The sequence below is a fragment of the Corynebacterium sp. ED61 genome (assembly GCF_015233855.1).
Taxonomy (GTDB): domain Bacteria; phylum Actinomycetota; class Actinomycetes; order Mycobacteriales; family Mycobacteriaceae; genus Corynebacterium; species Corynebacterium dentalis.
Genome location: NZ_JADGIT010000004.1, coordinates 142,154 through 168,519 on the forward strand (window position 1 = coordinate 142,154; position 26,366 = coordinate 168,519).

Genomic DNA, 26,366 nt, shown 5'->3' on the forward strand with positions numbered 1-26,366 from the left:
CGGATCGGATTAGGTGCGAACCCTAGCCTTATGCGCTGCCGATACCAAGACCTCAAGGGAAGCGGTGGTCTCATCCCAACCGCGAGTCTTCAGACCGCAGTCCGGATTGACCCACAGCAGGCGCGGATCAACGCTGTCCAACGCTGCGGACAGCAGATCGTCGACCTCGCTCTGCGCAGGAACACGAGGGGAGTGAATATCCCACACGCCGGGACCCACGCCCAGCTCGTAACCTGCGTCCTTCAGAGCCTCGAGGACCTGCATGCCGTTGCGGGCTGCCTCGATGCTGGTGACGTCTGCGTCCAGGTTGCTGACAGTATCGATCAGCTCGTTGAACTCGGAGTAGCACATGTGAGTATGCACCTGAACCTCGTTCGGAGCAGACGCGGTGGCCAGGCGGAAGCTGCCCACGGCCCATTCGAGGTACTCCGGCTGATCTTCCTTGCGCAGTGGCAGCAGCTCGCGGATAGCAGGCTCATCCACCTGAATGATCTGCGCGCCGGCAGCAACGAGGTCATCGATCTCGTCCTGCAAAGCCAACGCGACCTGATCCGCGGTGGTGCCCAGTGGCTGATCGTCGCGCACAAAGCTCCAGGCCAGCATGGTCACGGGGCCAGTCAGCATGCCCTTGACCGGCTTGTCCGTGAGGTCCTGCGCCACCTGGTACCAGCTGACGGTCATGGCCTCGGGGCGGTGCACATCGCCAAAGATGATTGGCGGGCGCACGCAACGGGAACCGTAGCTCTGCACCCACGCGAACTCGGTAGACAGGTATCCCTCCAACTGCTCGGAGAAGTACTGCACCATGTCGTTGCGCTCTGGCTCACCGTGGACCAGCACGTCCAAGCCCAGCTCTTCCTGGCGACGAATCACATCGGCGACCTCGTCCTTCATCGCCTGATCATAGGCGGCGGCGTCGATGTCACCCTTGCGGAACTTCGCGCGAGCCGCGCGGATCTCCTGGGTCTGTGGGAACGAGCCGATCGTTGTCGTCGGCAGCGGCGGCAGATCCAGTGCCGAAAGCTGGGCCTCGCGGCGCTGGGCCACAGGGTCGCGGTGGCGATCGGCCTCAGTGATGGCCTCGGCGCGCTTGCGGACCTCGGCGTTGTGGGTCAGTGGGGACTCGGCGCGAGCAGCAATCGCTTTGCGGGAAGCTTCCAGAGCCTGCTCGTCGGCGTCGGTCGCCTCGCCACGCAGGGCGCGGGAAAGAACTGCCACTTCCTGGATCTTTTCAGTGCCGAAGGCCAGCCACTCCACCACATCGGGGTGCTCCGCGCGCAACCGGGTCTCGCGGTCCAGGTTGTACGGCACGTGTAGCAGAGAACAGCTCGTGGACACGGCAACTGGTCCGCGTTCCGCCAAACCACGCAAGGTCTCCAGCGCAGCATCCAGATCGGTGCGCCAGACGTTACGGCCATCCACCACGCCCACCAGCAGCAGCTCTTCACCGTTCCACGAAGGCAATTCAGCTCCGCCGTAGACCACGTCCACGCCAAACGCCTGCACGCCCGTACCGGACAGAGCCTTGATGGCCTGATCGCCATCACCAAAGTAGGTCTGCACCAGCAACTTCAGGTTGGATGCTGCAGCCAGCTTTTTGTAGCCTGTGCGTACCTTTTCCAGTACGTCAGGATCAATCTCAGTCACCAGAGTTGGCTCATCCAGCTGCAGCCACTCCACACCGCGGTCAGCGATACGCGGCAGCAAGCGAGCGTACGTAGCAAACAGCTCGTCCAGGTGATCCAGCGCAGAAGAGCCATCAGTGGCGCGCGCCAAGCTGAGGTACGTCAGTGGGCCCACCAGCACGGGGCGCACCGCGGTGCCCGCACGGTTGACCTGGTCAGCGATGTCCTGCAGGAACGCGGAATCTTCCAAGCTAAACGTGGTGGAAGCAGACAGCTCCGGCACGATGTAGTGGTAGTTCGTGTCGAACCACTTCGTCATCGCGGAAGCAGGGAGCTCCGAGGTTCCGCGGGCCGTGGCGAAGTAGCGGTCGATGAAGGCGGGCAGGCCGTCATTATCGTGATCCGCGATGTCTTGGACGCGCTCTGGAAGAACTCCGAGAAGAGCGGAGGTGTCCAGAGTGGCGTCGTAAAAAGAACGTCCGGAAAAGGCCACCGAATCAAGACCTGCGGACAGTGCTGCGTCCGTGTAGCTGTTGGTCAACAGGGTGGCGGTGGAGGCGAGATGGCGACCGGTGGAATTGTCCTTCCAGTAGCCTTCGAGTGCCTTTTTGAGCTCGCGATCAGGGCCAATGCGTGGAACCCCGGCGATAGTTGCATGAATAGTCATGTGTGTCTGATCCTCGTCAGTCGACTTCGTGTTCTTGATGCAGCCGGCAGGCATTCGGACTTAACGCACGGAATTGCGGCGAGGAAATACGCCCCGGCAGCAAAAGCCATGCGCATACCGTTGCGGGACAGCTCCGGATTCTCACCGGATTCCCCTGCAGTGTTCACGCCAGGCCTCTCACCTTGTCCGGGGCTCCAGAAGGTGGACCAGTTCGGCGTGAACCGGTTGCTACACAAGAGCAAACACTAGACAGCTCGGTCTGTCAAACCTGTACCCCAGAAATTTGACGTTTTCGCAGGTTTAGCGCACGATTACACTCGAATTACTTCCGGCCCCGAGGTGACATAGGGGCATACTTTTAGCGACCCCCGCGACGAACCCGCAAGGACACCGCCATGTCACCCACTATCTCCCGCGCGCTGCTGATCATCTCCGGCGTGCTCATCGCCGCCACGTGGCTCTACCTCGTGCTGACCCAGCCCACCGATTCAGACTGGGGCGCACTCGCAGATTCCCGCAGCTCCACCATCGCTTTGGTCGGTTTTATGCTGCCTGCGATCCTGGCGCTTATCGCCGTGGTTCCGCGCCTTCCGGTACGTACCTTGACGCTGCTGCCGGTGGCTTTGGCGTTGAACATCGTGGTGGGTCAGGTAGTGGGCACCATGGGCCTGCCGCTTCCGCTGTACTTCGATTCCATTGGAACAGTGCTGGTGGGCGCGCTGGCTGGTCCCGCTGCGGGATTGGTCACGGGTGTGCTGTCTGCGCTGGTGTGGGGCACTTTTAACCCCACCGTGGTGCCATTTGCCGCGGCCTATGCCTTCGTAGGTGTGGCGGCTGGATTGCTTCGCCGCTGGTGGACTGGATCGTGGTGGCGCATCGCGCTGGCCGCGATCTTGGTGGGATTCGTGACCGCGTTGCTCTCCGCGCCTATCGCGTCGTTCATTTTCGGTGGCACCGCGGGCACGGGCACGGGCCTGCTTGTGAGCTTCTATCGCTCGCTGGGCTTCGACACCCTCTTCGCCGTATTCCTGCAATCCTGGACGTCTGATCCTTTGGACAAGCTGATTGTGTTTAGCGTCATTTGGCTGGTCATCCGCGCCCTGCCACAACGCACCCGAAAGACGTTCGCCGCCGATTCATGAACCCTCTCACTCCGCTGACGTTCGCGGCCTGCACAGCGATTATTGTGCTGGCCGTGGATTCGTGGATGCTGTCCGCGGCAGTGATTGCGCTGGTCACGGTGTGTTCTCTTCTTTTCTCGGCGTCAAGGCGCTCCCTGCCCGCAGCTCTTGCCATCGGCATTCCGGCGTGCCTCGGATTCGTGCTGATCTACGCGCCGTTCGGCAACGAGCCGGGTTGGTGGATTGTGACTCGTGACGGCCTCAGCGTGGCCGCGCACTTGGGTCTGCGGTTTTTGGCGGTGACGATGGTCGCGTTGGCGGGTATGAGCCTGGTGAACTTGGATCGGCTCATGCTTGCACTGCAGCCGCGGGTGCCAGCGCCGATGCTGTACGTGGTGGGTTCCACGGCGCGGCTGTATCCCATCGCGCGCAATCGTCTGCAGAACATTCGCCAAGTGCACCAGTCGCGGGGGATCGATACCTCCACGCTTAAGGCGAAGCTGAACATGGTGCTACCGCTGATCGTGGGGCTGGTGGATGACGCAGCTCAGCGCTCCCGGCCGTTGCAGCGCCTGGGTGTGGGCACCCCAGGGCCGCGAACCGTGCTGCACGACGTGTCAGACACCCCTGTGGAAAAGGTCCTGCGCTGGGCAGCGCTGGCTGTCACCCTGGCCGTACTTGTCTCGATCCTCATTTAGGATGAGCCACGTGACGGTCACTACGCATATTTGGGCGCCCTCGGGCACGGGATTATCGGAGCACGCCTGGCAGTTGGCGGAATCCACCGGTGCCGCGTGGGTGGGCAATAATGCCGCCGCCCACATCACGCTGTTGCGCTCCACCGTGGAGGAAGAGCTGGCGGTGGGGATGGAGCAGCGTGGCGTCGAAAAGGAAACGATGCGGACGAGGATCCAGGAAGCCTTGACGCTGTGGGGCCTGCGGGAGGCAGCAGGGCAGGATCCGACCACGCTGTCGACGGGTCAGACACGGCGCTTGGCCATTGCTGCGGCGTTGCTGACCAGGCCGGACGCGCTGGTTCTGGATTGCCCCACGGATGGGTTGGACGCAGACTCCGTGGAGACGTTGCGCGCCACATTGCGTGAGTTTCCGGGCGAGGTCACCGTGTATGACCGCGTGTGTGGAGCCCTTTTTTCCGACGCTAACACCCACCTGACCCTCACTTTCGATGGCGAGTTAAAGCCGTGGGCGGACGAGGTGCCGCGCGGGGAATGCGGTGAAGCGAAAAGCATTGGCGAGGTAGTTTTCCGGGCCGAGGACGTGCGGATACGTCGGGCACACGAGGTGGGGCCGATTGATCTCGAGGTGCGCGCGGGGACGGTGACACACCTGGCGGGGCGCAACGGCTGCGGCAAAACGTCCCTGCTCATGGCGGCGATGGGGCTGCTGGACTACGCGGGGACCATCGACGTGAACAGCGCGGGCTGGGCGCCCACGCCACTGGACGAGTCCATCACGCAGCGCACCGCTCTGCGAGAGGTCTCGCAGGGGGCGGGGGAGAAGGCCGGACGCGAAGCGCTGGAGTTTGTGGGACTGGAACAGTACGCGGAGCAGCATCCGTTGGACATGCCGGCCTCGGCGCGGCGCATGCTGCTGGTGGCGTGCGCAATGGCGCGGAAACCGCAGGTGCTGCTGCTGGACGAGCCGACCGTGGGACTAGATACCGCAGGCTACGGGTGGCTGGCACGAGTGATGCGCGCCTACGCGGACCAAGATAACCGGGCCGTGCTGTGGACCTGCCACGATGCGGAATTCGCCGGGCGGGTTAGCGACGTTAGTTTGTCACTTCCACAGAATCGCCGCTGACGGACACGGACTTCGCCGCAGTCAGGGGCTTGCGGGAGGGACCGTCCACCACGTCGCCGGTGGAAACGTCGAAGCGGGAGTAGTGCTTCGGACAGGTAGCCACGGTGGTGCCCTGAAAGTCCTCGATTTTGTCGATCGTTCCGCCCGCGTGGGGGCAGGCAGTGGAAAAGGCGGTGAACTCGGACTCAGCGGGGTGGCCGATGACCCAGCCGTCGATGATGGTCGCGCCACCCACGGGGATGTCCGTCTTGGAGGCCTTGGCCACCACTTCCTCGCCTGCACATGCAGCGAGGAGGGCGCCGGAGGCGGTAGCGGCGGTGGCGAGGGCAACTCCGCGGAAGAACTGGCGGCGGGAGCAGGGAGTAGGGTGAGCGCTCATAGTTTTCATTATTGCCCTGTCAGCGGGGGTTTTCCAATCAGGCCTTGACCCTCACGCTGCGTCACGCTGAAGAATCTGGAGTCATGTCGGAACAAGATGAGTGCACCGTCGGTGAAGCGGCACAGTATCTCGGGGTCAGCGTCCGTACGCTGCACCACTGGGACCATATCGAGCTGCTATCTCCGGGATGGCGAACCTACGGAAACTATCGTCTCTACACCCTCGAGGACTTGAAGCGAGGCCAGCTGATTCTCATGTATCGAGAAGCAGGGATGCCATTGAATCAGATCGCAGAGGTACTCGATGGTGGCGAAAATCTCCGAACGCATCTTCTTCGGCAAAAACATCTACTCACGCAGAGGCTCGACAGCGTGCATCGCATGATGCTTGCAGTTGATAATCTGCTCGATCTCCAAGAGGAGAATATGACAACGGACAAAATGAGGAAAATTCTAGGAACTGATTGGGATCCGAAATACCAGCAGGAGGCCGAGGAGCGCTGGGGCGATACCCAAGAATGGGAACAGACCCAACAGGCGATGAAGTCCATGACGGAAGCCGATTGGGCACCTACAAAGGAAACCAATGAGCAATTGGCTAAAGATTTGGTGGCCGCGGAGAAGGAAGGCGTCGAACCAGGAAGCAACCGCGCAAACGAACTGGCAGAAAGGCATAAGGACACGGTGGACCGCTGGTACCCCTGCTCGTACGCCAAACAAGTCATCTTGGCCCGGATGTACGTGCACGACGAGCGCTTCGCTGCGACCTATCGGTACAAGACTCAATACCTGTTGAAAATCGTAGAAGCGAACGCTCAGGCGCACGGGGTAGACCTGAACAACGTCCCCTGGGAGTAACATATAACCCCATGTACACCCCAGAATCCGTTGGAACCCCGCTGTCTGACAATGCCACCACCGTGCTGCTGCTCGGTTCGGGTGAGCTCGGACGCGAAGTGACCTTTGCTTTGCAGCGACTGGGCGTTGAGGTGCACGCGGCCGATCGCTACGAGGGTGCACCTGCTCACCACACCGCGAACTACGCTCACGTGCTGGACATGACGGATGGGGAGCAGGTGCGCGAGCTCGTGGAGCGCGTGCGCCCGGACTTTGTGGTTCCAGAGATCGAATCGCTGGCCACCAAGGAGCTAGAGCGCATCGAAGAGGAGGGGTTGGCCACCGTCATCCCTACCGCCCGCGCGGCTCGGCTGACCATGGACCGCGAAGGCATCCGCGATCTCGCCTACCACGAGCTCGGACTTCCTACCAGCGCTTATGTCTATGCCTCGTCCTACGACGAGCTATACCAAGGCGCGGAAGAAGTGGGATATCCCTGCGTGGTCAAGCCCATCATGAGTAGCTCCGGCAAGGGGCAGAGCTACGTAGCGAACGCGGACGAACTCTCCGGTGCGTGGGAGTACGCCATGTCCGGCGCACGCGTGAGCAATCAGCGCGTGATCGTGGAGCAGTTCATCCCCTTTGACTACGAAATCACGCTGCTGACCATCCGCTCCATCGACCCGGAAACCGACCGCGATGCCACCTGGTTCTGCGAGCCCATCGGCCACCGCCAGGACCGGGGCGATTACGTGGAATCCTGGCAGCCCGCCGCGATGAGCGAGACGGCGCTGGATAACGCCCGCAGCGTGGCCGCCCGCATCACCAACGCGCTGGGCGGCAGGGGAGTGTTCGGTGTGGAGCTGTTCGTCAAGGGTGATGACGTCTACTTCTCCGAAGTCAGCCCGCGCCCGCACGATACCGGCATGGTCACCATGGCCACCCAGCGCTTCAGCGAGTTCGATCTCCACGCCCGTGCGATTCTCGGACTGCCCATCGATTCGACGCTCGTCTCCCCGGGCGCTTCCGCCGTGATCTACGGCGTGGACAGCGACGGTCCGGTCTCCTTCAGCGGCCTGGCCGATGCGATGAGTGTCCCCGAGACCGACGTGCGGTTGTTCGGTAAACCGGAATCTTTTTCTCGACGCCGAATGGGCGTGGCCATCTCTACCGCCGAAGACGTTGCCCAAGGGCGCGAACGTGCCGTTTCGGCAGCAGAGCGTGTGAAGGTTAACCCGAGCTAGCTGCCACTTGTGCGCCCACCTGGGCGCACTCCTCGGAGCCACAGTGAGCCGTGGCGGGGTTGGACGCGCAGTCATCGCACATTAGCGTCTGCTTTCGGCACTGCTCATTGACACAGTTGTGGAACAGGTTTGTGGGGGCCTCGCAGTGCTTGCAATGGCCCAGCTGCTTGGCATCGTTGGAAAACTCAATGTGCATGCGCTTATCGAAGACATACAGCGAGCCTTCCCACAGGCCCTGGTCGCCGAATTTTTCGCCGTAGCGGACGATGCCACCGTCTACTTGGTAGACCTCCTGGAAACCACGGTTCTTCATCAGCGAAGACAAAATCTCGCAACGGATGCCGCCCGTGCAGTACGTGACCAGGGGCTTGTCCTTGAGATCGTCATACTTACCGGACTCGATCTCCTTGATGAAGTCATGCGTGGTGTTCACATCAGGGACAATCGCGTTTTTGAACTTGCCGATCTGCGCTTCCATGGCATTGCGTCCATCGAAGAAGACCACCTCGTCGCCGCGCTCTTCCACCAGTTTGTTCACAGCTTCCGGCTTGAGGTGAACGCCTCCGCCGACCACACCGTTGGCGTCGACCTTTAACTCATCGGGGGTCCCGAACGCCACGATCTCGTCACGGACCTTGACCGAAAGCTTGGGGAAATCTTTCGCGCTGCCCTCAGACCACTTGAAGGCCATCTTCTTGAAGCCGGGGTACTCGCGTGTCTTGCGGGTGTACTGCTTGCAGTTGCCCAGCGAACCGCCGACCGTGCCGTTGATGCCGTGCTTGCTGATCAGGATGCGGCCGGTCAGGCCGAGCTGCTCACACAAGGTGCGCTGCCAGAGCATCACTGCCACGGGATCCTCGATGGGAGTGAAGCAGTAATACAGCAGGATGCGGGATTCCAGGATGTCGGTCGCGGTGGTTACCATGCCTGAAGATATTAGTCCTGGTGCAGGCCAGACCCCAATTTGGAACTAGTCCAGAACCAGCTGCATCTCCACGTGCTCCACACCGTCCACCTCGAAGGTTTCGCCGACGGCCTCGGCGCCGTAGGACGCGTAGAACTCGGTGAGGTATGTCTGCGCCTCGATCTTGACTACAGAGCGCTGTGTGGTGGGATCCAGCGCAGCCGCCCGTCCACGGCAGACCTCGAGGGCTTGCTCGACGATCTGGCGGGAAATGGCGTAGCCACGCATGTCTGAGGCCACGCAAAGGCGACCGATGTGCTGCTCTTCTGGAGAGCCGAAGACACGAGCGGTGCCGACGAGACGCAAAGGGCTGGCTGGATCGGGGGCACCGAATGGATAGTTGGGGCCTGAGCCCGGGTGCACGTAGGCCAGGATGTGTTGCGTATTTGGGTGGATATCAGTGTCATCAATCTCAGCGAACGGGGCGCGCTGTTCGTTGACGAAGATGTCCACACGCAGCTTGTACAGGGCGTGCACCTGCTGAGGAGTCATGTTGAGAACTGCTCGGCCAGTCAGGTGTACCTCTGGCTTGTCAGGATCCGGTTGCGTCATAGCCGAGTAGTTTACCGATCAGCTATTGCTCTCGGGAGAACTTGACCATATCGTCCCATTCGCGCACCTTCTTGCGCTCGCGGCCTTCGGCTTCGCCCAGCTCACGCTCGTACTTGTCCAGTGCGTACCACCCATTCCAGGTGGTGTAGGTGATGCCCTTATCGGCCAAGAATTCCTCGACAGCTTCCAGCTCTGGCTTGGCGGGAGCTAGGCCCAGGCCGTCGGCGTGATCAGACAAAAGGTTGGCGACAGCCTCGTTGGCATCGCCCTTGGTGTTACCGATCAATCCCACTGGGCCGCGGCGGATCCAGCCGGTGGCGTACACACCGGTGAGACGCTCGCGCTTTTCCGCCTCGGGATCGGCGGACCCGGGAACGCCAGCGATGCCGTCTGCGGTGGGACCTTCGGTGAGCACGCGGCCACCGACGTTAGGCAGCACGTTTTGGCGCTCGTCCCAAGGGAGATCGGCTTGCTGGTCGGACTTGTAGCCTACGGCGCGGTAGACCGCACCCACTGGCCATTCATTGAACTTACCGGTGCCGCGCACGCTGCCGTCGCCGGTGAGCTCGGTGCGCTCGGTAACCAGGGAGACCACGTTGCCGTTGTCATCGGTCTTGACCTCGTGTGGAGACTCGAAGAAGTGAAGGTAGAGCTTGTGTGGAGCACCCTTCGGCTCGGCGATGGCGTACTGCTCCAACAGGGTGCACACCATGTCCTGGATCTTGGAGGCACGGCGGGCTTCCTCGGAGCCTTCGTCGTAATCAATGTCTTCCGGATTGACGACGACCTCGATAGTGTCCGAGTGGTTGAGTTCCTTTAGCTCCAACGGCGTGAACTTCGCTTGGGCAGGGCCACGACGGCCGAAGACGTGAACTTCCTTGGCCTGGTTGTCCTTCAGGGAGTCATAGACGTTGTCCGGGATTTCGGTAACGCGCAGTTCATCGCCAGTTTTGGCCAGCACGCGAGCCACGTCCAGGCCCACGTTGCCTACGCCGATGACGGCCACGGAGTTGGCATCAAGCGTCCACGCTGGCTCGAAATCCGGGTTTGCGTCGTAAAAACCCACGAACTCGCCGGCGCCGCGGGTGTGCTCGCCGCCAGGGATGTTGAGATCGCGGTCGTCGGTCGCACCGGTGGCGTAGATGACGGCGTCGTAATAACCCTTGAGGTCCTCGAGGGTGACGTCCTTACCCACGTTGACGTTTCCGAACAGGCGAATCTCCGGCTTATCCAGCACCTTGTGCAAGGACTTGATGATGCCCTTGATGCGTGGGTGATCGGGGGCTACGCCGTAACGGATGAGGCCGAATGGGGCGGGCATGCGCTCAAAGATGTCGACAGCCACGTCCTGGTCTGATTTGGTCAGAGCATCCGAGGCATAAATTCCGGCGGGTCCGGATCCGATGACGGCAACTCGTAGCGGGCGGTTCTCAGCCATGAATTCTTCAGTTTCCTTATCAAGGGTGGGGACGTGTGATTGCTTATCTCGTTATCACGTAAAGCGTACCGAATGGGTACGTAGCGCTAGGCCTGAACTATAGACAGAGTGGTCTAGGTAAGGCAAGTTTCGGCTATCTTGCGTCTGTGAACCGAGCGGTCTATTGTTGGCTTCTCGTAGACAGGTTGGTCTATTATTTCCACCGAAAGGCGACGATGACTACTGCACCGCAGGCCACTCGAGCCAAGCGCAAGCCACGCCCGCAGGGACAGTGGCTGGTAGACGGCACGAATCCGCTCAATAATGACGAGCGCATCAAGCAAGAAGATCCCGGTGTCGCCGTGATGGAGCGCATCCGTAACATCTACTCCAAGCAGGGATTCGATTCCATTCCTGCTGAGGACCTCGCACCTCGTTTCAAGTGGGTGGGCATGTACACCCAGCGCAAGCCAGGGCTGGACGGCACGCAGACCTCCACTCTGACCAACGCGGAGCTGCAGGACAACTACTTCATGATGCGCATCCGCCTGGACGGTGGACAGGTAACCACCGAAGGCTTGCGCACCATCGGCGAGATCTCCAGCAACTTTGCCCGCGGCACCGCAGATTTCACCGACCGCCAGAATGTGCAGCTGCACTGGATTGAGATCGAAAACGTCCCAGAAATCTGGGACCGTCTGGAAAAAGTTGGCCTGAACACCATGTTTGGCTGCGGTGACGTGCCCCGCGTCATCCTCGGCTCTCCCGTTGCAGGCATCGCTGCCGACGAGTTGGTAGATGCCACGCCCGCGATCATGGACATCAAGGAGAACTACCTCCCGCGGGAAGAGTTCGGAAACCTGCCGCGCAAGTTCAAGACCGGCATCTCCGGCAACCTGCGCCAAGACATCACCCACGAGATCCAAGACGTCGCCTTCATCGGGTCCACCCACCCAGAGCATGGCCCTGGATTCGACCTGTGGGTTGGCGGCGGACTGTCCACCAACCCCATGCTCGCGCAGCGCGTGGGCGTGTGGGTACCGCTGGAAGAAGTCGCTGAGACGTGGGCCGGCGTGGTCCGCATCTTCCGTGACTACGGCTACCGCAAGGTGCGCAACCGCGCCCGCTTGAAGTTCTTGGTTGCGGACTGGGGAATCGAAAAGTTCCGCCAGGTGCTCGAGGACGACTACCTAGGCAAGAAGCTCATTGACGGGCCGGAGCCAGAAGTGGCGCCGGGCTACCGCGATCACGTGGGTATCTTCGAGCAGGCAGACGGCAACTTCTACCTGGGTGTGAAGCCGACCGTCGGACATACAGACGGTGGGCAGCTCCAGCACCTCGCCGACCTGGCCGATAAGTACAGTGTGACCCGCCTGCGCACCACGCCGGACAAGGAACTGCTGTTCCTCGACCTGACCCGCGAAAACGCGGATAAGTTGGCCGCGGAACTCGAGGACATTGGACTGAGTGCCAAGCCCAGCGCATTCCGTCGAGACATTATCTCCTGCACCGGTCTGGAATTCTGCAAGCTCGCGCACGTAGTGACCAAGCAGCGCGCAATCGCGCTGGTCGACGAGCTGGAAGACCGCCTCGGTGACCTCGACGTGCCACTGAAGATCAGCCTCAACGGCTGCCCAAACTCCTGTGCACGTTCGCAGGTCGCGGACATCGGGCTGTCTGGCAAGGTCCTCACCAACAATGAGGGCGAACGTGTGGAAGGTTTCCAGGTTCACCTCGGCGGCGCCGTTGGACTGCGCGCCGGATTCGGCAAGAAGGTGCGCGGCAACAACGTCTTCTCGACTGACCTGGGTGACTACGTGGTGCGTGTCGTCGAAAACTATAAGGACGGCCGCGAAGACGGAGAGTCCTTCGGCGAATGGGTCGTGCGAGCCGACGAGGAACTGTTGGTATGAGCGTGCCGGACGAGGACTCGCTGCCGTCGGTCAACGAACAGATCGGCGGCAGGACGGGGCACCCCAACGCCCGCCGAGCCACGGTGAACTTCTGCCCGTACTGCATGGGGGAGAACCTGTTCCCGGACATGGAAACCGACAACGCGTGGCAGTGCCGCGAGTGCATGCGCGTGTTCTCGGTGAAATTCCACGGTTTGCTCAACCAGGGCTAGTCCTAACGGGCCAGCCGGGATTCGGCGAGCGTTATCCCCAGGCTAATCGCCACGCACGCCGTGGCGGGCCCGGCGTAGAACAGACTTCTTTCCGCTTGCGGTTTTGAGACTGACGATATACCTGACCAGCAAATCGTCAAATTTAAGGCTCGCTGTTGAATGAATGGACAGATTGGTCTATTCTTGTCCAGGAACAAACAGACAGACTGGTCTGGATAGGGCGTTGACGAGCGTCATGAACGACAAGCAATGAGAAGAGGAACGCATGAGTGTGCCAAACATCTCGGGCATGAGTGGCCAAGGAGGTGCAGGTGGCTTCCTCGGGCTGAATGGCGTTGGCAACAACGATCAACAGGCTGACTACCGGGACCCAGAGATCAGCCCCAAAGGCGGCGACACCTCGACCACCCCCTTGAGTGACGAACAGCGCCAAGCGCACGTCGAACTCGTTGCCAAGTGGGGCCAGCAGCTGGAAACCGCTACCGCCGAAGAGATCATGGAATGGGCAGAGGAGCACCTCGAAGGCCCCATTGCCGTGACCATGAGCATGCAGGACACGGTCCTCGCGGAACTCGCCGAGGGACGTCTGCACAGCGGCGAACTGGTCTTCCTAGACACTGGCTACCACTTCAAGGAGACCATCGAGACCCGCGACAACGTGGAACAGCGCTACCAGCTGCCATTGAAGACCGTCGAGCCAGTTCTCAGCCGCGAAGAGCAAGACGAGACCTATGGGCCGCGCCTGTATGCCAGCAACCCCACCGCGTGCTGCCGTATGCGCAAGGTCGAGCCACTGGCGCGGATGCTCAACCCCTTCGAGGCATGGATCAGCGGCGTGCGCCGTGTCGATGCCCCCACGCGAGCAACCACTCCAGTGCTCGAGGTTGACCGCACCGGGCGCCTCAAGATCAACCCCATCGTGACCTGGACGGACGAAGAGGTAGAGCAGTACATCACTGATCATGACCTCATCATTAACCCACTGACCAAGCAGGGATACCCATCCATCGGATGCGCTACCTGCACCCTGCCAGTGGCCGAAGGCGAAGATCCACGCTCCGGCCGTTGGGCCGGAACCAACAAAGTAGAATGCGGGCTCCACACCTAATGACGACTCAGACACAAAACCCCTCCACCAGCGTACTTTCACCGCACCTGGCGGCACTGGAAGCGGAATCCATCGAGATCCTGCGCGAAGTAGCCGGGCAGTTCGACCGTCCAGCGTTGCTCTTCTCCGGCGGCAAGGACTCCGTTGTGGTGCTGGAACTAGCCAAGCGAGCATTCGCTCCGGCCGCCGTGCCATTCGAACTGCTGCACGTAGACACCGGGCACAACTTCCCGGAAGTTATCGAATTCCGCGACAGGATCGCCGAGGATCCACGCATCACCCTGCGCGTGGCGCACGTGCAGGATTGGATCGATTCCGGCGTGCTGCAGGAACGCCCAGACGGCACCCGCAACCCGCTGCAGACCGTTCCCCTGGTGGAGACCATCCAGGAGCAGAACTACGACGCAGTCCTGGGCGGTGCACGCCGTGACGAGGAGAAGGCTCGCGCCAAGGAGCGCGTTTTCTCCGTGCGCGATTCCTTCGGCGGATGGAACCCTCGCCGTCAGCGCCCTGAGCTGTGGGGCCTGTACAACGGCCGCCACCAGGCGGGAGAGAACATCCGTGTGTTCCCGATCTCCAACTGGACCGAGGCAGACATCTGGGATTACATCCGCGACCGCGAGGTGGAAGTTCCGCAGATCTACTACGCCCACCAGCGCGACGTGTTCGAGCGCGGCGGCATGTGGTTGACCGCGGGTGAGTGGGGCGGCCCGAAGGAGGGCGAGGAGATCGTCACCAAGACCGTGCGCTACCGCACCGTCGGCGACATGAGCTGTACCGGTGCCGTGCTCTCCGATGCCACCAGCATCGAGGACGTCATCGACGAGATCCGCCAGTCCACCACCACCGAGCGTGGTGCCACCCGAGCTGATGACAAGCTCTCAGAATCTTCCATGGAAGACCGCAAGAAGGAAGGTTACTTCTGATGACCACCGCAGTCACCAATTTGCCCACGCTGCGCCTGTGCACGGCCGGTTCCGTGGATGACGGCAAGTCCACCTTCGTCGGACGCTTGCTCTACGACACGAAGTCCATCCTTTCGGACCAGTACGAGTCCGTGGAGCGCGTCTCTACCGCCAAGGGTCTTGAGAATCCTGACCTGTCCTTGCTGGTCGATGGCCTGCGTGCCGAGCGCGAGCAGGGCATCACCATCGACGTGGCTTACCGCTACTTCGCCACGGACAAGCGCAGCTTCATCCTGGCCGATACCCCAGGCCACGTGCAGTACACCCGCAACACGGTCACTGGCTTGTCCACGTCCGAGTTGGTCATTGTTCTTATCGACGCACGCAACGGCGTGATTGAGCAGACCCGCCGCCACCTGCGTGTGGCATCCATGATGAAGCTGTCTCACGTGGTGGTGGCCGTCAACAAGATTGACGCTGTGGACTACTCCGAGGAGATCTACAACCAGGTTGCAGATGACATCCGCACCCTGACTGACGAGCTCGGTCTGAACCACGTGGACATCGTTCCTACCTCCGCCCTGCTGGGTGACAACGTGGTGGAACGCTCCGCCAAGACCCCGTGGTACGACGGTCCTTCCGTGCTGGAGATCCTGGAAAAGGCCACCCCAGGTGCGGAAAATGACAGCGTCAACCGCGAGTTGCGCTTGCCGATTCAGATCGTGATTCGCGAGCACTCCTCCGATTACCGCGGCTATGCCGGACGTTTGACCGCCGGTGCGGTGGAAGTGGGCGATACCGTCAACGCGGGCGGCCGCGAGGCAGTCGTGGCGGGCATCGACTCGCCGGAAGGCGAGCTGCAGCGCGCTGTCCGTGGGAAGTCTGTGGTGATCCGCCTAGATCGGGACATCGACCTGTCCCGCGGTGACATCATCGCCGGCTCGGACCTCCCCGAGCCAACTAATCAGCTCACCGCCACGGTCTTCCACCTCTCGGAGACCCCGGTTCGCCTGCGCTCCAACGTGCTGCTGCGTTATGGCTCTGCCACCGTGCGCGCTCGCGTGGACGAGGTTATTGAGCGCATCGATGCGCCTCAGGGTGGCTCGGAGGAATTGGTTCTCAATGACATTGCGCGCGTGCGCGTGACGGTCGCTGAGCCGTTGCCGTTTGAGCAGTACCGCCGCGGCGGCCGGGTGGGTAGCTTCCTGCTGATTCAGCCGGGCACCGGCGATACAGTGACCGCCGGATTGATCGACTAATTCCTATGTCTGCCTCCTCTGCTCCCGTCATCGTGTTGGCTCACGGATCTCGTCATCCGTTAGCTGATCAGGCCGTCCATCAGGTGGCTGAAGCGGTGGGCGCAGAGGCGGCGTTTCTGGACTTTTCTCCCCGCACCTTGGAAAACCAGGCGCGGCTGCTGGCCGCGCAGGGGCATAAGGACATTAGTGTCCTTCCATTGCTGTTCACCGATGCTTTTCATGCTCGCCATGATGTGCCGGAGACGGTGGCGGAAACGGAGCGAGCCCTGGGCGTGAACATCACTGTCACGGATTCCTTGGGCACGGGAGAAGACATTGCCGAGCTACTCGTAATCCGAGTTCAGCAGGCACTGGCGTATCAGCGATTCACCAACATCGTGATCTACGCCGTTGGCTCTAGCAATAGCGAAGCCAACCAGGCTGTGGCGGATCTTGCGCACAGCGTGGGGCAGAGGCTGCGAATGCCGTGCGCGGCTCTATTTGCCACTGGTCGTGGCGGAGGAGTCGCCGCTTTAAGCGCACATTGCGCAGAACATGGGCCCACTCATGTGGTTCCACTGTTCGCTGCCCCCGGAACGCTCTGGGATATGGCCGTGGAAAGCCGCATCCCGAATGCCAGCTTCGGTACCCCGCTGGGTACGGAATTGGCCGGAGTAATTGAGCACAGGCTCCACCAGGTAAAAGGACTCGAATCCCGATGAATAAACTCTTTCTCTTTGCTGTCGCAGGCCTGTTGGCCCAGTTGGTGGACGGCGCGCTCGGCATGGCCTTTGGTGTTACTGCCACTACTGTCCTGCTGTTTTCTGGCCTCACTCCTGCGCATGCCTCTGCGGCCGTGCACTTCGCGGAGATGGGCACCACGCTGGCTTCGGGTGTGTCTCACTGGAAGCTGAAGAATGTGCACTGGCCAACGGTCTTCTGCCTGGGTGTGCCCGGTGCGGTGGGCGCGTTTGCCGGTGCAACGGTGCTTTCGAACCTGTCCACCGAGTCCGCGCAGCCGGTGATCACCGCGATCCTCGCGCTGCTGGGCTTTTATGTGCTGCTGCGCTCCTTCCTGTTGCCGTGGAATCGCACGCAGGCTGCGGAGAACGAAAAGCGGGGCTACGGACCTGCGGGCGCGCCGTCCGCGAAGTCCCGGTGCAGCCTCGCGGCGCTGGGAATCGGCGGCGGCTTCCTGGATGCCTCCGGAGGCGGCGGTTGGGGTCCTGTGACGACTTCCACGCTGATGGGCTTGGGCAAGGCCGAACCGCGCAAGATCATCGGTACCGTCAGTGCCTCTGAGTTCCTGGTCTCCTCTGCCGCGTCGGCGGGCTTCATCTTTGGGCTGGCCGGAGCGTTGCAGGAAGTGTGGCGCCCCGTGGTGGGCTTGTTGATCGGCGGCGTGATCGCCGCTCCGATTGCCGCGTGGCTGGTGACCAAGATCAAGCCACAGGTACTGGGTGGCTTCGTGGGCGGCCTGCTGATGCTGATCAACATCCCTCGACTGCTCAGCGCGTCCGATGGTGTTGCTATCGCTATAGCCATTATCGCTGCGTTGGGCATCGTGGCGCTGGTGTACTCCCGTCGTTCCCGGATGCTGGCCGAGCCTGCAGGAGATGGCGAGGAGCAGAAGACCGACCAGGTAAAAGAAGAATCGGAAAAGGTTACTTTACCTGCGTATTCGCGCCACTCTGCGGGCTGAGTTTCCTGCCAACGGAGTGATATTCTCCCAAAACCCACGGAGGTGTGAGCTACTTCACACCTCCGTTTATTTCGCTTTTCAAACCTTTCCCCTCAGGCACAATGGACAGCGACAAGTGCCACGAGCCGAAAGGGACAACCACCCGTGACCGAAGCCACCGCTCCAGCCATCCGAGCAGTCTTAACCCCCGTCGCCAGTGCCGCCATCCGGCGCGACGCCATCTTAGAGGCCACCGGCGATTACTCACACGATCTCTTCTCCACCGTCGACCCGGTCACCGTCGATTTTTCCGATTCCCTCGATGCTGCTCTGCAGGCCGAGGTTCCCCTCCTGGTTTCCTCCGGCGCTCCTGTGAACGACGCCAGGCTCGCGGACGCGACCGGTGCCAACCTCATCCTGGTGGGAAATAACGAAGACGATCTGGAGCACATCCTCATCCTCAACGATCGCCTCGAGCGCATGGGGTACACCGTCGCCGGGTACATCCTGCTGGAACCGGCCGGTGGCGAATTCGAAATGACCTTCGACCAGGCCGCTCAGCTGGAGCGTCGAGAGCAGAAGATCGGGCCAGAGCTATTCGAGCGCAACCTCATCGACAAGGCCCGCGCCCAGCAGGCGCACATCGTGCTGCCCGAAGGCGACGATGACCGCATCCTCGAGGCCGCCCACCTCCTGCTGGAAGACGAAGTATGCAAGCTGACCATCCTCGGAGACCCAGAAGCCATCAAGGCGCGGGCTGAAGAATTGGGGCTGGATATTTCTGGCGCTGGCGTCGAGGATCCAACGGCGGGTGACCGCCTGGAACAGTTCGCAGAAGACTTTGCTGAACTGCGCAAACACAAGGGAACCACCGTCGACGAGGCCCGCGAGACCATGAAGGACATAAGCTACTACGCCACGATGATGGTCCACCAGGGCCTGGCGGATGGCATGGTCTCTGGCGCGGCGCACACCACCGCGCACACCATCAAGCCCTCGTTCCAGATCATCAAGACCGCCCCGGGTTCCTCCGTGGTGTCCTCGATCTTCCTCATGGTCATGGACGGAGTGCTGTGGGCGTTCGGTGACTGTGCGGTCAATCCAGATCCGACGCCAGAGCAACTGGCAGAAATCGCCGCCGTCTCGGCCCAAACGGCGCAGCAGTTCGGGATTGAGCCTAAGGTGGCGATGCTTTCCTACTCCACCGGAACCTCTGGTGCGGGCGAAGACGTGGAAGCCGTGGCTAAGGCCACCCAGATTGCCAAGGACAACAACCCAGATTTGGCCGTGGACGGGCCGCTGCAGTTCGATGCCGCCGTGGTGGAATCCGTGGGACAGAAGAAGATGCCCGGCTCCGACGTGGCAGGCAAGGCTACCGTGTTCGTCTTCCCGGACTTGAACACCGGAAACATCACCTATAAGGCCGTCCAGCGCACCGCAGAAGCGCTGGCCGTGGGGCCAATCCTGCAGGGACTGAACAAGCCAGTCAACGATCTGTCCCGCGGCGCTACCGTGCCGGACATCGTCAATACCGTCGCCATCACTGCCATCCAGGCCAGCACCAACTAAGGAACCGCCATGTCTACCCAATACGCACTCGTCCTCAACTCCGGATCCAGCTCCATCAAGTTCCAGGTGATCGATCCCAAGGCTGATTCCACCGAGCCACCATTCGTCTCCGGCATCGTGGAGAAGATCGGGGAGAAGAGCGGTCATATCAAGATCCAGACGGAAACCACGAAGATGGAGGACACTCGCCCCATTCTTTCGCACTCCGTGGGACTGGAGCGTGCCTTCGGCATGATGAGCCTGCTGGGTGTGGGCCCGCAGGAGCTAGACCTGTGCGCGGTGGGCCACCGCGTGGTGCACGGCGGCGAGGAATTCCACGCCCCCGAGCTGATCGAAGGCGACGTGCTGGACCGCCTCAAGGCGCTGATTCCACTGGCCCCGCTGCACAACCCGGCCAACATTGATGGCATCGAAAACGCCCAGGCCCTGCTGCCGAACGTTCCCCACGTGGCGGTCTTCGATACCGCCTTCTTCTCCACCTTGCCCGAAGCAGCTGCGAACTACGCGCTGAATGCCGAGGTGGCCCGCGAGCACAACATCCGCCGCTACGGTTTCCACGGCACCAGCCACGAGTACGTCTCCCGCCAAGTGCCCGGCCTGCTGGACAACGATCCGTCCGAGGTCAAGCAGATCACGCTGCACCTGGGCAACGGCGCTTCGGCATCGGCGATTGACGGTGGCAAGGCCGTGGACACCTCCATGGGTCTGACCCCACTGGCGGGCTTGGTGATGGGAACCCGCACCGGCGACATCGACCCGGGCATCATCTTCCACCTCACCCGCTCCACCGACATGGACATCGACGAGATCGATAACCTGCTCAACCGAAAGTCCGGCCTCAAGGGCATGGCGGGAGTCAACGACTTCCGCGAGTTGCGAAAGCTCATCGACGATGGCGACAAGGATGCCAAGCTGGCATACGACGTCTACATCCACACCCTGCGTCGCTTCATCGGTTCCTACATGCTCAACCTCGGCGGCGTGGACGCCATCACCTTCACCGCCGGTGTGGGCGAGAACGCCGTGGGAGTGCGTCGCGATGCGCTGGCAGGTCTGGAGAACTTCGGTATCGAGATCGACGACGCCCGCAACGCCAACGAAGAAGGCATTGAAGGCGCCCGCGAGATCTCTACCGATAACTCCAAGGTCAAAGTCTTCGTAGTGCCTACCAATGAAGAGCTGGCCATCGCCCGCTATGCAGACGAGCTGGCCAACCAGGCCTAGAACAGAGTCTGAGGGCGAATCATGTTCGCCATCTCAATCAAGCGATAGCGGTGGCGAGCAAAGGGGGACTGGCGTGCCAGCGAGCGCAAGCTCGCTTCCACGCCAGTACGCAGGCCACGCTCGTTAAAGGGGACGTCAAACAACGAGGCACGGCTGATGGGGGTCTTGCCCTGCGAAGAGCGTTCGCGGATCCACGTCAGACCAGCGGACATCACCGCTAACCGTACCTGCTGCAGGCGCGGCTCGTTGGTGGGGAGCAGCTCCAGGCGCCGGGCAGCGCGGCGGATCCGGGACTCGGAGAGCGAGCCCGTGGAACCCACCAGCAGCAAGATAGTGGTCAAGCGGGCCAGGCGCTGGTGACGGGAGCTCTGCGGCACGCGATCCAGCGCGGCCACAGCCGTATCCACTAGACCTTCCGAATAGAGCTGGCGAGCCAGACCAAACGCACTGGAGACCGTGGTGGGGTTGGTAGCCCACACCAACCCGTAGAGCCGCATCGCGTGGAAGCGCAGCGCGATGGGATCCTGGGTGATGTGATCCCAGGAAGGGACCGAGGAGTAATCGTCCACGGGCACGCGCTGCGCGAAGGCGAGCGCAGAGGCGGCGCGCGTAGTCTCCTGATTGAGCAGCCGGACATTGTTCATGCCCTGCTGCTGCAACAGCAGCTCGTCGGTGGCGGCGAGAGCCAACTTGGGCGCCGGCTCGCCCGGCAGAATATTCAGCACCCGGTTGAAGTAACTCTGCGCGTTGACAAAATCCGAGGACAACAGCGCGGCCACCCCGGAGTGCCAGTGGTAGCGCCAGTCATTCTTCAGCCGGTCAGAGAGCTCATCGAGCTGGCGGATCGCCTCGCCCGTCAGACCCAAGTCCAACTTGGCGCGCACCATCGACAGCGGGATCTCCACCGAGCCAGACATCTCCGGCTGCTCCATGGCCATCTCAAGGGTGTAGAGCACCTCGGAAGGCTCCGTGTACGAAGCCGCGGAGAGTAGGCCAGCGCCGGGATCGTCAGAATCCGTCAAGGGAGTGGGCAGCGCGGCCACGATCTCCGGGGCAGAGATCTGCACCGAGCGCTTAATACCGTCCAGCAGCTGATCCGTGCGGAACACGATGTGCTTGGTGCCGAACGTGGAACGCTGGGCCGTGAAGCGCGTGTACAAGTGCGGGTAGTGGCGACCGTCGCGAATGGCCAGAATCTCCCGCAGCACACCCATCAGCTGGTTGGACATCGCCGCAGCGGTGGGGAAGCGCGCCTCTGGATCCGGATGGGTCGCGCGCAGCAGCAGGCGATACAGCGAGAGGTATTCGCGGAACAGTGGCTCTTCGTCTGGTGTGGGCAAGCCCGGCGCGTACACGCCGTTTTCCACGGGAAGCTTCACGATCAAACTGGCCAGCGTGCGCCCGACCGTGTAGATATCGCTGGCCACAGTGGGACCAGTGGTAGAGACTTCCGGAGCTTGGAAACCCTTGGTGCCGAAGATGTGCCCAAAGGCACCGATGCCCGTCACCGCACCCAGGTCGATGAGCTTGACCTGGTCCTCCGTGATGATGATGTTGTCCGGCTTCAAATCGTTGTAGACCACCCCGCGAGCGTGCAGGTAGTCCAAGGCGGGCAGAACTTCCAAGATGTAGCCGATGGCCGTATCCACATCCAGCGTGCCGTTCATCTTCCTGCGACGGGAGCGCAGCGACGGCCCACCCACGTACTCCATGACGATAAAACCGCCCTCGGAGCGGGGGTCATCGATGAAGTTGAAAATCTTGACGATTCCCGGGTGAGTGATCTCCGCCAAGAAGGCACGCTCGGATTCCGCCACCGCACGCTCGTGCGCGCTCTGGGCAGCCATCATGCCTTTGAGCACCACATAGCGATTCGCCACAAAGTGGTCCGTGGCTAGGTAGATCCACCCCAAGCCACCGTGGGCGATGGGGCCAAGCACCTCGTACTGGCCCGCCACAATATCGCCGGGCTCTAGCGCCGGCGCTTCCACACCACGGGCTACCGCCTCCGCCGGGTCGATGGTGGCGGTCTCAGGATCCGTCGGAGAGACGAACGGCAGCTTGACCATGCCGCCAGCGACCGTGGCACCGCGCCGGTGAATTCCACGGCGCTGGCGGAACGTAGACAAGGCCTCGCGCCGGGACTTTTCGCCCGAATCCACAGTCAACGGGCCGGTGGTGGCCTCCGTGTCCAACTCGTCATCGTCATCCGCAAACGGGTCAAAAGGGACGGCCTCGGTGTGCGCCTCAGTCTGGGCGGAATCCTCGTGCTCCCGTGGATCTGACTCACTCATCGAAATCCTCCCGTGTCATCGTGCCCATACTGCGGCTGGCGGTCGTATCGCCATTGCTGCGCAACCAGTCCGCACGTGCCTGGTCGATGTCCTGCTCCTCTTGCTCGGAGCGATACTTCATCGGCAGCGATTGCGGCGAGCCCAGGTACTCCTGCATCCATTTGTCGTACAACTCATCCCAGGTGCCATCGGATTGAATGCGTTCCAAAGTGGAGTTGACCTGAATGACCAGCCCCTGAGCCTTGCGCCCGGAGGTGGGGGCGGGCATGCCCACGCCGTAATAGCTCACAGCATCTCCGGTATCGATAACCTCTGTGTACGGATCTTGGGCTTGGAGGCCGGAGAGTATGGCGTCGTCGGAAAAAATCGCATCGGCTTGGTTGCGCTGCATGGCCATCAAACAATCGGTCCACGTGCGCGTCAGCAACAGCGCGCCGATGTTGTTATCCACGATGGCTCGAGCCGGGGTGGAATCGCGCGTGGCGCACACTGTTTTGCCCTCGAGATCCTCCATGCCCGCGATGCCGGAATCGCCCAAGACCAGCAGTTTGGTGTGAACGCCCAGGTAGGGCACCGAAAATTCGGTGGTGTACTGGCGATCCTTGGTGATGGTCCAGGTTCGTAGGACGAGGTCGACGTCACCGTCGCGGAGGGCTTCATCTCGACGCCGATTCTCCACATAACGGAATTCCACCCGGTCTGGATCACCGAAAATATCGCGGGAAATCTCCCTGGCCAGGTCGATCTCGAAGCCCTCGAGCTCGCCACTCAACGGGTCACGAAAGCCCATGCGATTCAGGTACTGGCCCACGCCAACGATCAAGCGACCGCGCTCGATGATCGCGGGGATGCGCTTTTCCACCGCAGCCGCATCGGGGCGGATCGAACCCCACGGGTCCTGCTTGCTGGACGGGGAAGCCGCGAAATCCTGCAGGTCATCACCACGGACAATCTCTGAGCCCACCGGCAGCTCGTTGACTGTGCCCTGCGTGTGCACGTCAGGCCACACCGGAGGGGCGGTCGTAGCCGCCGAACAAGCAGACAGCAGGCTGAGAATCGTGACTGAGCCGATGACGGCGCGGGCAAGTTTATGCATCACACGTACTCCTGCAGACGAGGACGGGTACCGGCGATCACGCAGAGGGCGGCGATGACGGTCAAGAACGTGACGATCTTGGTCACCCGATCCGCGGAAGTGCGCACGTCGTTGAGAACCACTCGCAGATCGTCACGCTGCTCAGAAATCAGCTCTTGCAGCTCGGAATCGAGGATCTCGAAGTTGGTCTCCGAGGACGTGGCATCGCCTTCGGCACCCAGGCTGATCTGCAACGCCTCGTTGAAATTGCCGTTTTGCATTTGATAGAGCGTCGAGGCGTGCGAGGAGTCCCACAGGCGCAGCGCCTCGCGGGCGTTATCGATCCGCGCAGGCGAATCCACATCGTCGCGAGTGGCCTCCAACGCCTCACCGATCTGCGCAATGCGCTGCGAATAGGTGTTCTGACGGCGCTCGTCATAGTCACGCTGCACCAAGCCCAGCGCCTCATCGGTGCGGGCCTGCTGGGCGGTGATGCGCGCCTGGGTGAGCTCCTGCAGCGGGCGGACCGTGCCATCAACTTTTTGCCAGCTCGTAGCCCAGGTCAGGGCCGAACTGCCCGAAGCCCAGAGCAAAGCCACGATCATCAACGCGGTGGCCAGCACAAAGCCCACGTTGATACGGCGATGGGTCTCCACCGCCAGCCACACCTGCACGATTAGCAAAATGATCACGGCCGCAGCCAATCCGGACAGCGGGAACCACAGGGGCGTGACCAACTGCGCCTGCTGGTCAGAGACCCGGCGTGAGGTCAGCAGATGCAGCTCCTGAGCATTGGGAAGCAGCGTGCCCTGCATCAGAGCAGAGGCCTCCGTGAGATAGCTGGCGCCGATGGGATTGCGCACGCGGTCATTAGTCTGGGCCTGAGCCACCAGCGTGATGTACTTGGGCAGCTCCTGCTGGATGAGCAGCGTGATTTCCATCTCGCGGCTATCTACGTCTTGGATGCCGTGGCTGGCGCGCAAAATAGCCTCGGAGGCATCGCGCAAGGCCTCCGAATATTCCACCTGCGAGGCGTTATTCCCCTTGCCCTGCTTCAAAAAGCCCGTGGTGGCAATGGAATCAGCCACGGACAACTTATTGAATAACTCCTGGGCGGAATCAGCGAGGGGCTCCGTCTGAGTAATGAGGGTATTGACCTCATTCTGGCGCACCGTGGAGGAATACACCATCGCGCCGCCTGCGGCCAGAATGGCCAACACGCACACAAAGGAAACGAGAGTCATCACTCCCGGAGGCGTGACCGCCACCCGCCACAAGCGCTTGGGCGCCCGCCGAGCCGCCACCGCCATTCCAGACAAAGACCGGGATGGGCGGGATTGCGCAGAGTCACGATCCATCCATCGATCTGCGTCCAGCGCCGGGAGAGAGGGCATGCTTTTGGATTATATAGACCACAGTTGACTCCTCAACAATAAAATGACCACCCACGTCAATCAACTGCGTTTATGGCACTATGGATCGCATGATTGAAGCCAGCTCATTGACCAAACGCTACGGCTCCACCACCGTTGTCGATTCCCTTGATTTCGAGGTGAAATCCGGCATTGTCACGGGATTTCTCGGACCCAATGGAGCCGGTAAATCCACCACCATGCGCATGATGGTCGGCCTGGACAAGCCCAGCGCCGGACACGCGACCATAGACGGAAAGCACTACTCCGAATATAAGCAACCCCTGCGCAAGGTCGGCACGTTGCTGGACGCCAAGTGGGTTCACCCCAACCGCAGCGCGGCCAGCCACCTCAAGTGGGTCGCCGCTACCAACGGCATCCCTTCCAAGCGTGTCGATGAAGTACTGGGCCTGGTGGGCCTCAGTGACGTCGCTGGTAAGAAGGCAGGCAAGTTCTCCTTGGGTATGGGACAGCGGCTTGGTCTCGCCGGTGCACTGTTGGGCGATCCAGAGGTTCTGATCCTCGACGAGCCTGTCAACGGCCTAGATCCCGAAGGCATCCGCTGGGTGCGCTCCTTCGTGCGCACCTTGGCTGCGGAAGGCCGCACGGTGCTGATCAGCTCCCACCTGCTCTCCGAGATGGCGCAGACCGCGGACCACCTGGTGGTCATCGGCCAGGGACGCCTGATTGCTAATACATCCACCCACGAGTTCATCAAGTCTGCGTCGGAAACCCACACCATCGTGCGCTCCGACCACCTGGATGAACTCCGCGGCGCGTTGAAGGAAGAAAACGTCCGTTTCTCCGAGGCCAAGGACGAAGATGGGCGCGACACCCTGGTTGTCGACGACAAGGACACCGACTGGGTGGGCGCCGTGGCTTTCACCTACGGGCTGAAACTCAACGAGCTCAGTGAGCGCCGGGCCAGCCTGGAGGACGCATTCATGAACATGACCGGCGGCAGCGTGGAATACCAGGCCAAGGGCGGCGAAACGAACAACAACGGCCTGCTCGGTGGGTCAATCCCAGCGGGTGCGGTGGCATTCGCCGGTGATGCGAGCAAGCAGGACGAGCAGGGCACCGACAAGCAGGGGGAGCGCTAAACC

23 protein-coding genes and 1 riboswitch are annotated in these 26,366 nt (G+C 61.6%); of the genes, 15 read left to right on the forward strand and 8 right to left on the reverse strand.

What is annotated here, in order from left to right:
• Positions 1-9: 9 nt before the first annotated feature.
• Positions 10-2,292: a 5-methyltetrahydropteroyltriglutamate--homocysteine S-methyltransferase gene (metE, locus tag IM764_RS06075; protein WP_194187282.1), complete on the reverse strand. Its 2,283-nt coding sequence runs from the start codon at positions 2,290-2,292 to the stop codon at positions 10-12.
• A 27-nt stretch (positions 2,293-2,319) separates the two neighbouring features.
• Positions 2,320-2,480, reverse strand: a riboswitch (cobalamin riboswitch).
• Between the two features lie 207 nt (positions 2,481-2,687).
• On the opposite strand from metE, the gene IM764_RS06080 reads away from it, so the two are divergent.
• The 3 genes from IM764_RS06080 to IM764_RS06090 are packed head-to-tail and all read left to right on the forward strand — an operon-like array spanning position 2,688 to position 5,237.
• Positions 2,688-3,434, forward strand: a complete 747-nt coding sequence (locus IM764_RS06080; protein WP_194187283.1) for an ECF transporter S component — start codon at positions 2,688-2,690, stop codon at positions 3,432-3,434.
• The gene (locus IM764_RS06085) at positions 3,431-4,111 is read left to right on the forward strand and encodes an energy-coupling factor transporter transmembrane protein EcfT (RefSeq protein ID WP_194187284.1); all 681 of its coding nucleotides are present in this window, start codon (positions 3,431-3,433) and stop codon (positions 4,109-4,111) included. Before IM764_RS06080 ends, IM764_RS06085 begins: the two co-directional genes overlap by 4 nt.
• A gap of 10 nt (positions 4,112-4,121) precedes the next feature.
• Positions 4,122-5,237 carry an ATP-binding cassette domain-containing protein gene (locus tag IM764_RS06090; protein ID WP_194187285.1) on the forward strand — a complete coding sequence of 372 codons (1,116 nt, stop codon included), beginning with the start codon at positions 4,122-4,124 and terminating at the stop codon, positions 5,235-5,237.
• Here the strand turns inward: IM764_RS06090 and IM764_RS06095 are convergent.
• A complete protein-coding gene (locus IM764_RS06095) occupies positions 5,206-5,616 on the reverse strand; it encodes a Rieske (2Fe-2S) protein (protein ID WP_099298157.1) in 411 nt (136 codons plus the stop codon). The two genes, IM764_RS06090 and IM764_RS06095, sit on opposite strands and share 32 nt — an antisense overlap.
• 83 nt (positions 5,617-5,699) lie before the next feature.
• Between IM764_RS06095 and IM764_RS06100 the strand changes: the two genes are divergently transcribed.
• Entirely contained in the window at positions 5,700-6,473 is a 774-nt protein-coding gene (locus IM764_RS06100; protein WP_194187286.1) for a MerR family transcriptional regulator, read from the forward strand.
• Positions 6,474-6,484: 11 nt separating this feature from the next.
• Positions 6,485-7,696 (forward strand): formate-dependent phosphoribosylglycinamide formyltransferase, encoded by a 1,212-nt coding sequence (gene purT / locus IM764_RS06105; RefSeq protein ID WP_194187287.1) that lies wholly within the window; start codon positions 6,485-6,487, stop codon positions 7,694-7,696.
• Here purT and IM764_RS06110 read toward each other — a convergent pair.
• From IM764_RS06110 to IM764_RS06120, 3 genes are read right to left on the reverse strand one after another with little or no spacing between them, the layout of a single operon-like run.
• A complete protein-coding gene (locus IM764_RS06110) occupies positions 7,683-8,621 on the reverse strand; it encodes a rhodanese-related sulfurtransferase (protein WP_228073444.1) in 939 nt (312 codons plus the stop codon). The genes purT and IM764_RS06110 overlap by 14 nt on opposite strands.
• A gap of 45 nt (positions 8,622-8,666) precedes the next feature.
• Complete coding sequence (locus IM764_RS06115; protein WP_194187288.1) at positions 8,667-9,212, reverse strand: GNAT family N-acetyltransferase; 546 nt, start codon at positions 9,210-9,212, stop codon at positions 8,667-8,669.
• A gap of 22 nt (positions 9,213-9,234) precedes the next feature.
• Positions 9,235-10,650 carry an FAD-dependent oxidoreductase gene (locus IM764_RS06120; protein ID WP_099298152.1) on the reverse strand — a complete coding sequence of 472 codons (1,416 nt, stop codon included), beginning with the start codon at positions 10,648-10,650 and terminating at the stop codon, positions 9,235-9,237.
• Positions 10,651-10,865: 215 nt separating this feature from the next.
• Between IM764_RS06120 and IM764_RS06125 the strand changes: the two genes are divergently transcribed.
• The 9 genes from IM764_RS06125 to IM764_RS06165 all read left to right on the forward strand — a co-directional run bounded on the left by IM764_RS06125 (position 10,866) and on the right by IM764_RS06165 (position 20,479).
• A complete protein-coding gene (locus IM764_RS06125; protein WP_099298151.1) occupies positions 10,866-12,542 on the forward strand; it encodes a nitrite/sulfite reductase in 1,677 nt (558 codons plus the stop codon).
• Complete coding sequence (locus IM764_RS06130) at positions 12,539-12,754, forward strand: hypothetical protein (RefSeq protein WP_194187289.1); 216 nt, start codon at positions 12,539-12,541, stop codon at positions 12,752-12,754. The genes IM764_RS06125 and IM764_RS06130 overlap by 4 nt, the downstream gene beginning before the upstream one ends.
• Before the next feature lie 265 nt (positions 12,755-13,019).
• On the forward strand, positions 13,020-13,862 hold the full coding sequence (locus IM764_RS06135; RefSeq protein ID WP_194187290.1) for a phosphoadenylyl-sulfate reductase: 843 nt from the start codon (positions 13,020-13,022) through the stop codon (positions 13,860-13,862).
• Positions 13,862-14,788 (forward strand): sulfate adenylyltransferase subunit CysD, encoded by a 927-nt coding sequence (gene cysD / locus IM764_RS06140; protein ID WP_228073446.1) that lies wholly within the window; start codon positions 13,862-13,864, stop codon positions 14,786-14,788. The genes IM764_RS06135 and cysD overlap by 1 nt, the downstream gene beginning before the upstream one ends.
• On the forward strand, positions 14,788-16,026 hold the full coding sequence (locus IM764_RS06145; protein ID WP_194187291.1) for a sulfate adenylyltransferase subunit 1: 1,239 nt from the start codon (positions 14,788-14,790) through the stop codon (positions 16,024-16,026). The genes cysD and IM764_RS06145 overlap by 1 nt, the downstream gene beginning before the upstream one ends.
• 5 nt (positions 16,027-16,031) lie before the next feature.
• Positions 16,032-16,727, forward strand: a complete 696-nt coding sequence (locus tag IM764_RS06150) for a sirohydrochlorin chelatase (RefSeq protein WP_194187292.1) — start codon at positions 16,032-16,034, stop codon at positions 16,725-16,727.
• Entirely contained in the window at positions 16,724-17,707 is a 984-nt protein-coding gene (locus tag IM764_RS06155) for a sulfite exporter TauE/SafE family protein (protein ID WP_194187293.1), read from the forward strand. Before IM764_RS06150 ends, IM764_RS06155 begins: the two co-directional genes overlap by 4 nt.
• A 219-nt stretch (positions 17,708-17,926) precedes the next feature.
• Positions 17,927-19,255 (forward strand): phosphate acetyltransferase, encoded by a 1,329-nt coding sequence (gene pta / locus IM764_RS06160; protein ID WP_370551563.1) that lies wholly within the window; start codon positions 17,927-17,929, stop codon positions 19,253-19,255.
• A gap of 9 nt (positions 19,256-19,264) precedes the next feature.
• Positions 19,265-20,479 carry an acetate kinase gene (locus IM764_RS06165; RefSeq protein WP_194187294.1) on the forward strand — a complete coding sequence of 405 codons (1,215 nt, stop codon included), beginning with the start codon at positions 19,265-19,267 and terminating at the stop codon, positions 20,477-20,479.
• Here IM764_RS06165 and IM764_RS06170 read toward each other — a convergent pair.
• From IM764_RS06170 to IM764_RS06180, 3 genes are read right to left on the reverse strand one after another with little or no spacing between them, the layout of a single operon-like run.
• Complete coding sequence (locus IM764_RS06170) at positions 20,476-22,773, reverse strand: serine/threonine protein kinase (protein ID WP_194187295.1); 2,298 nt, start codon at positions 22,771-22,773, stop codon at positions 20,476-20,478. The two genes, IM764_RS06165 and IM764_RS06170, sit on opposite strands and share 4 nt — an antisense overlap.
• Positions 22,766-23,869, reverse strand: coding sequence for a transporter substrate-binding domain-containing protein (locus IM764_RS06175; RefSeq protein ID WP_194187296.1), 1,104 nt, complete (start codon positions 23,867-23,869; stop codon positions 22,766-22,768). The genes IM764_RS06170 and IM764_RS06175 overlap by 8 nt, the downstream gene beginning before the upstream one ends.
• A complete protein-coding gene (locus IM764_RS06180; protein ID WP_194187297.1) occupies positions 23,869-25,242 on the reverse strand; it encodes a hypothetical protein in 1,374 nt (457 codons plus the stop codon). Before IM764_RS06180 ends, IM764_RS06175 begins: the two co-directional genes overlap by 1 nt.
• 89 nt (positions 25,243-25,331) lie before the next feature.
• Between IM764_RS06180 and IM764_RS06185 the strand changes: the two genes are divergently transcribed.
• The gene (locus tag IM764_RS06185) at positions 25,332-26,363 is read left to right on the forward strand and encodes an ABC transporter ATP-binding protein (protein ID WP_194187298.1); all 1,032 of its coding nucleotides are present in this window, start codon (positions 25,332-25,334) and stop codon (positions 26,361-26,363) included.
• Positions 26,364-26,366: the final 3 nt, after the last annotated feature.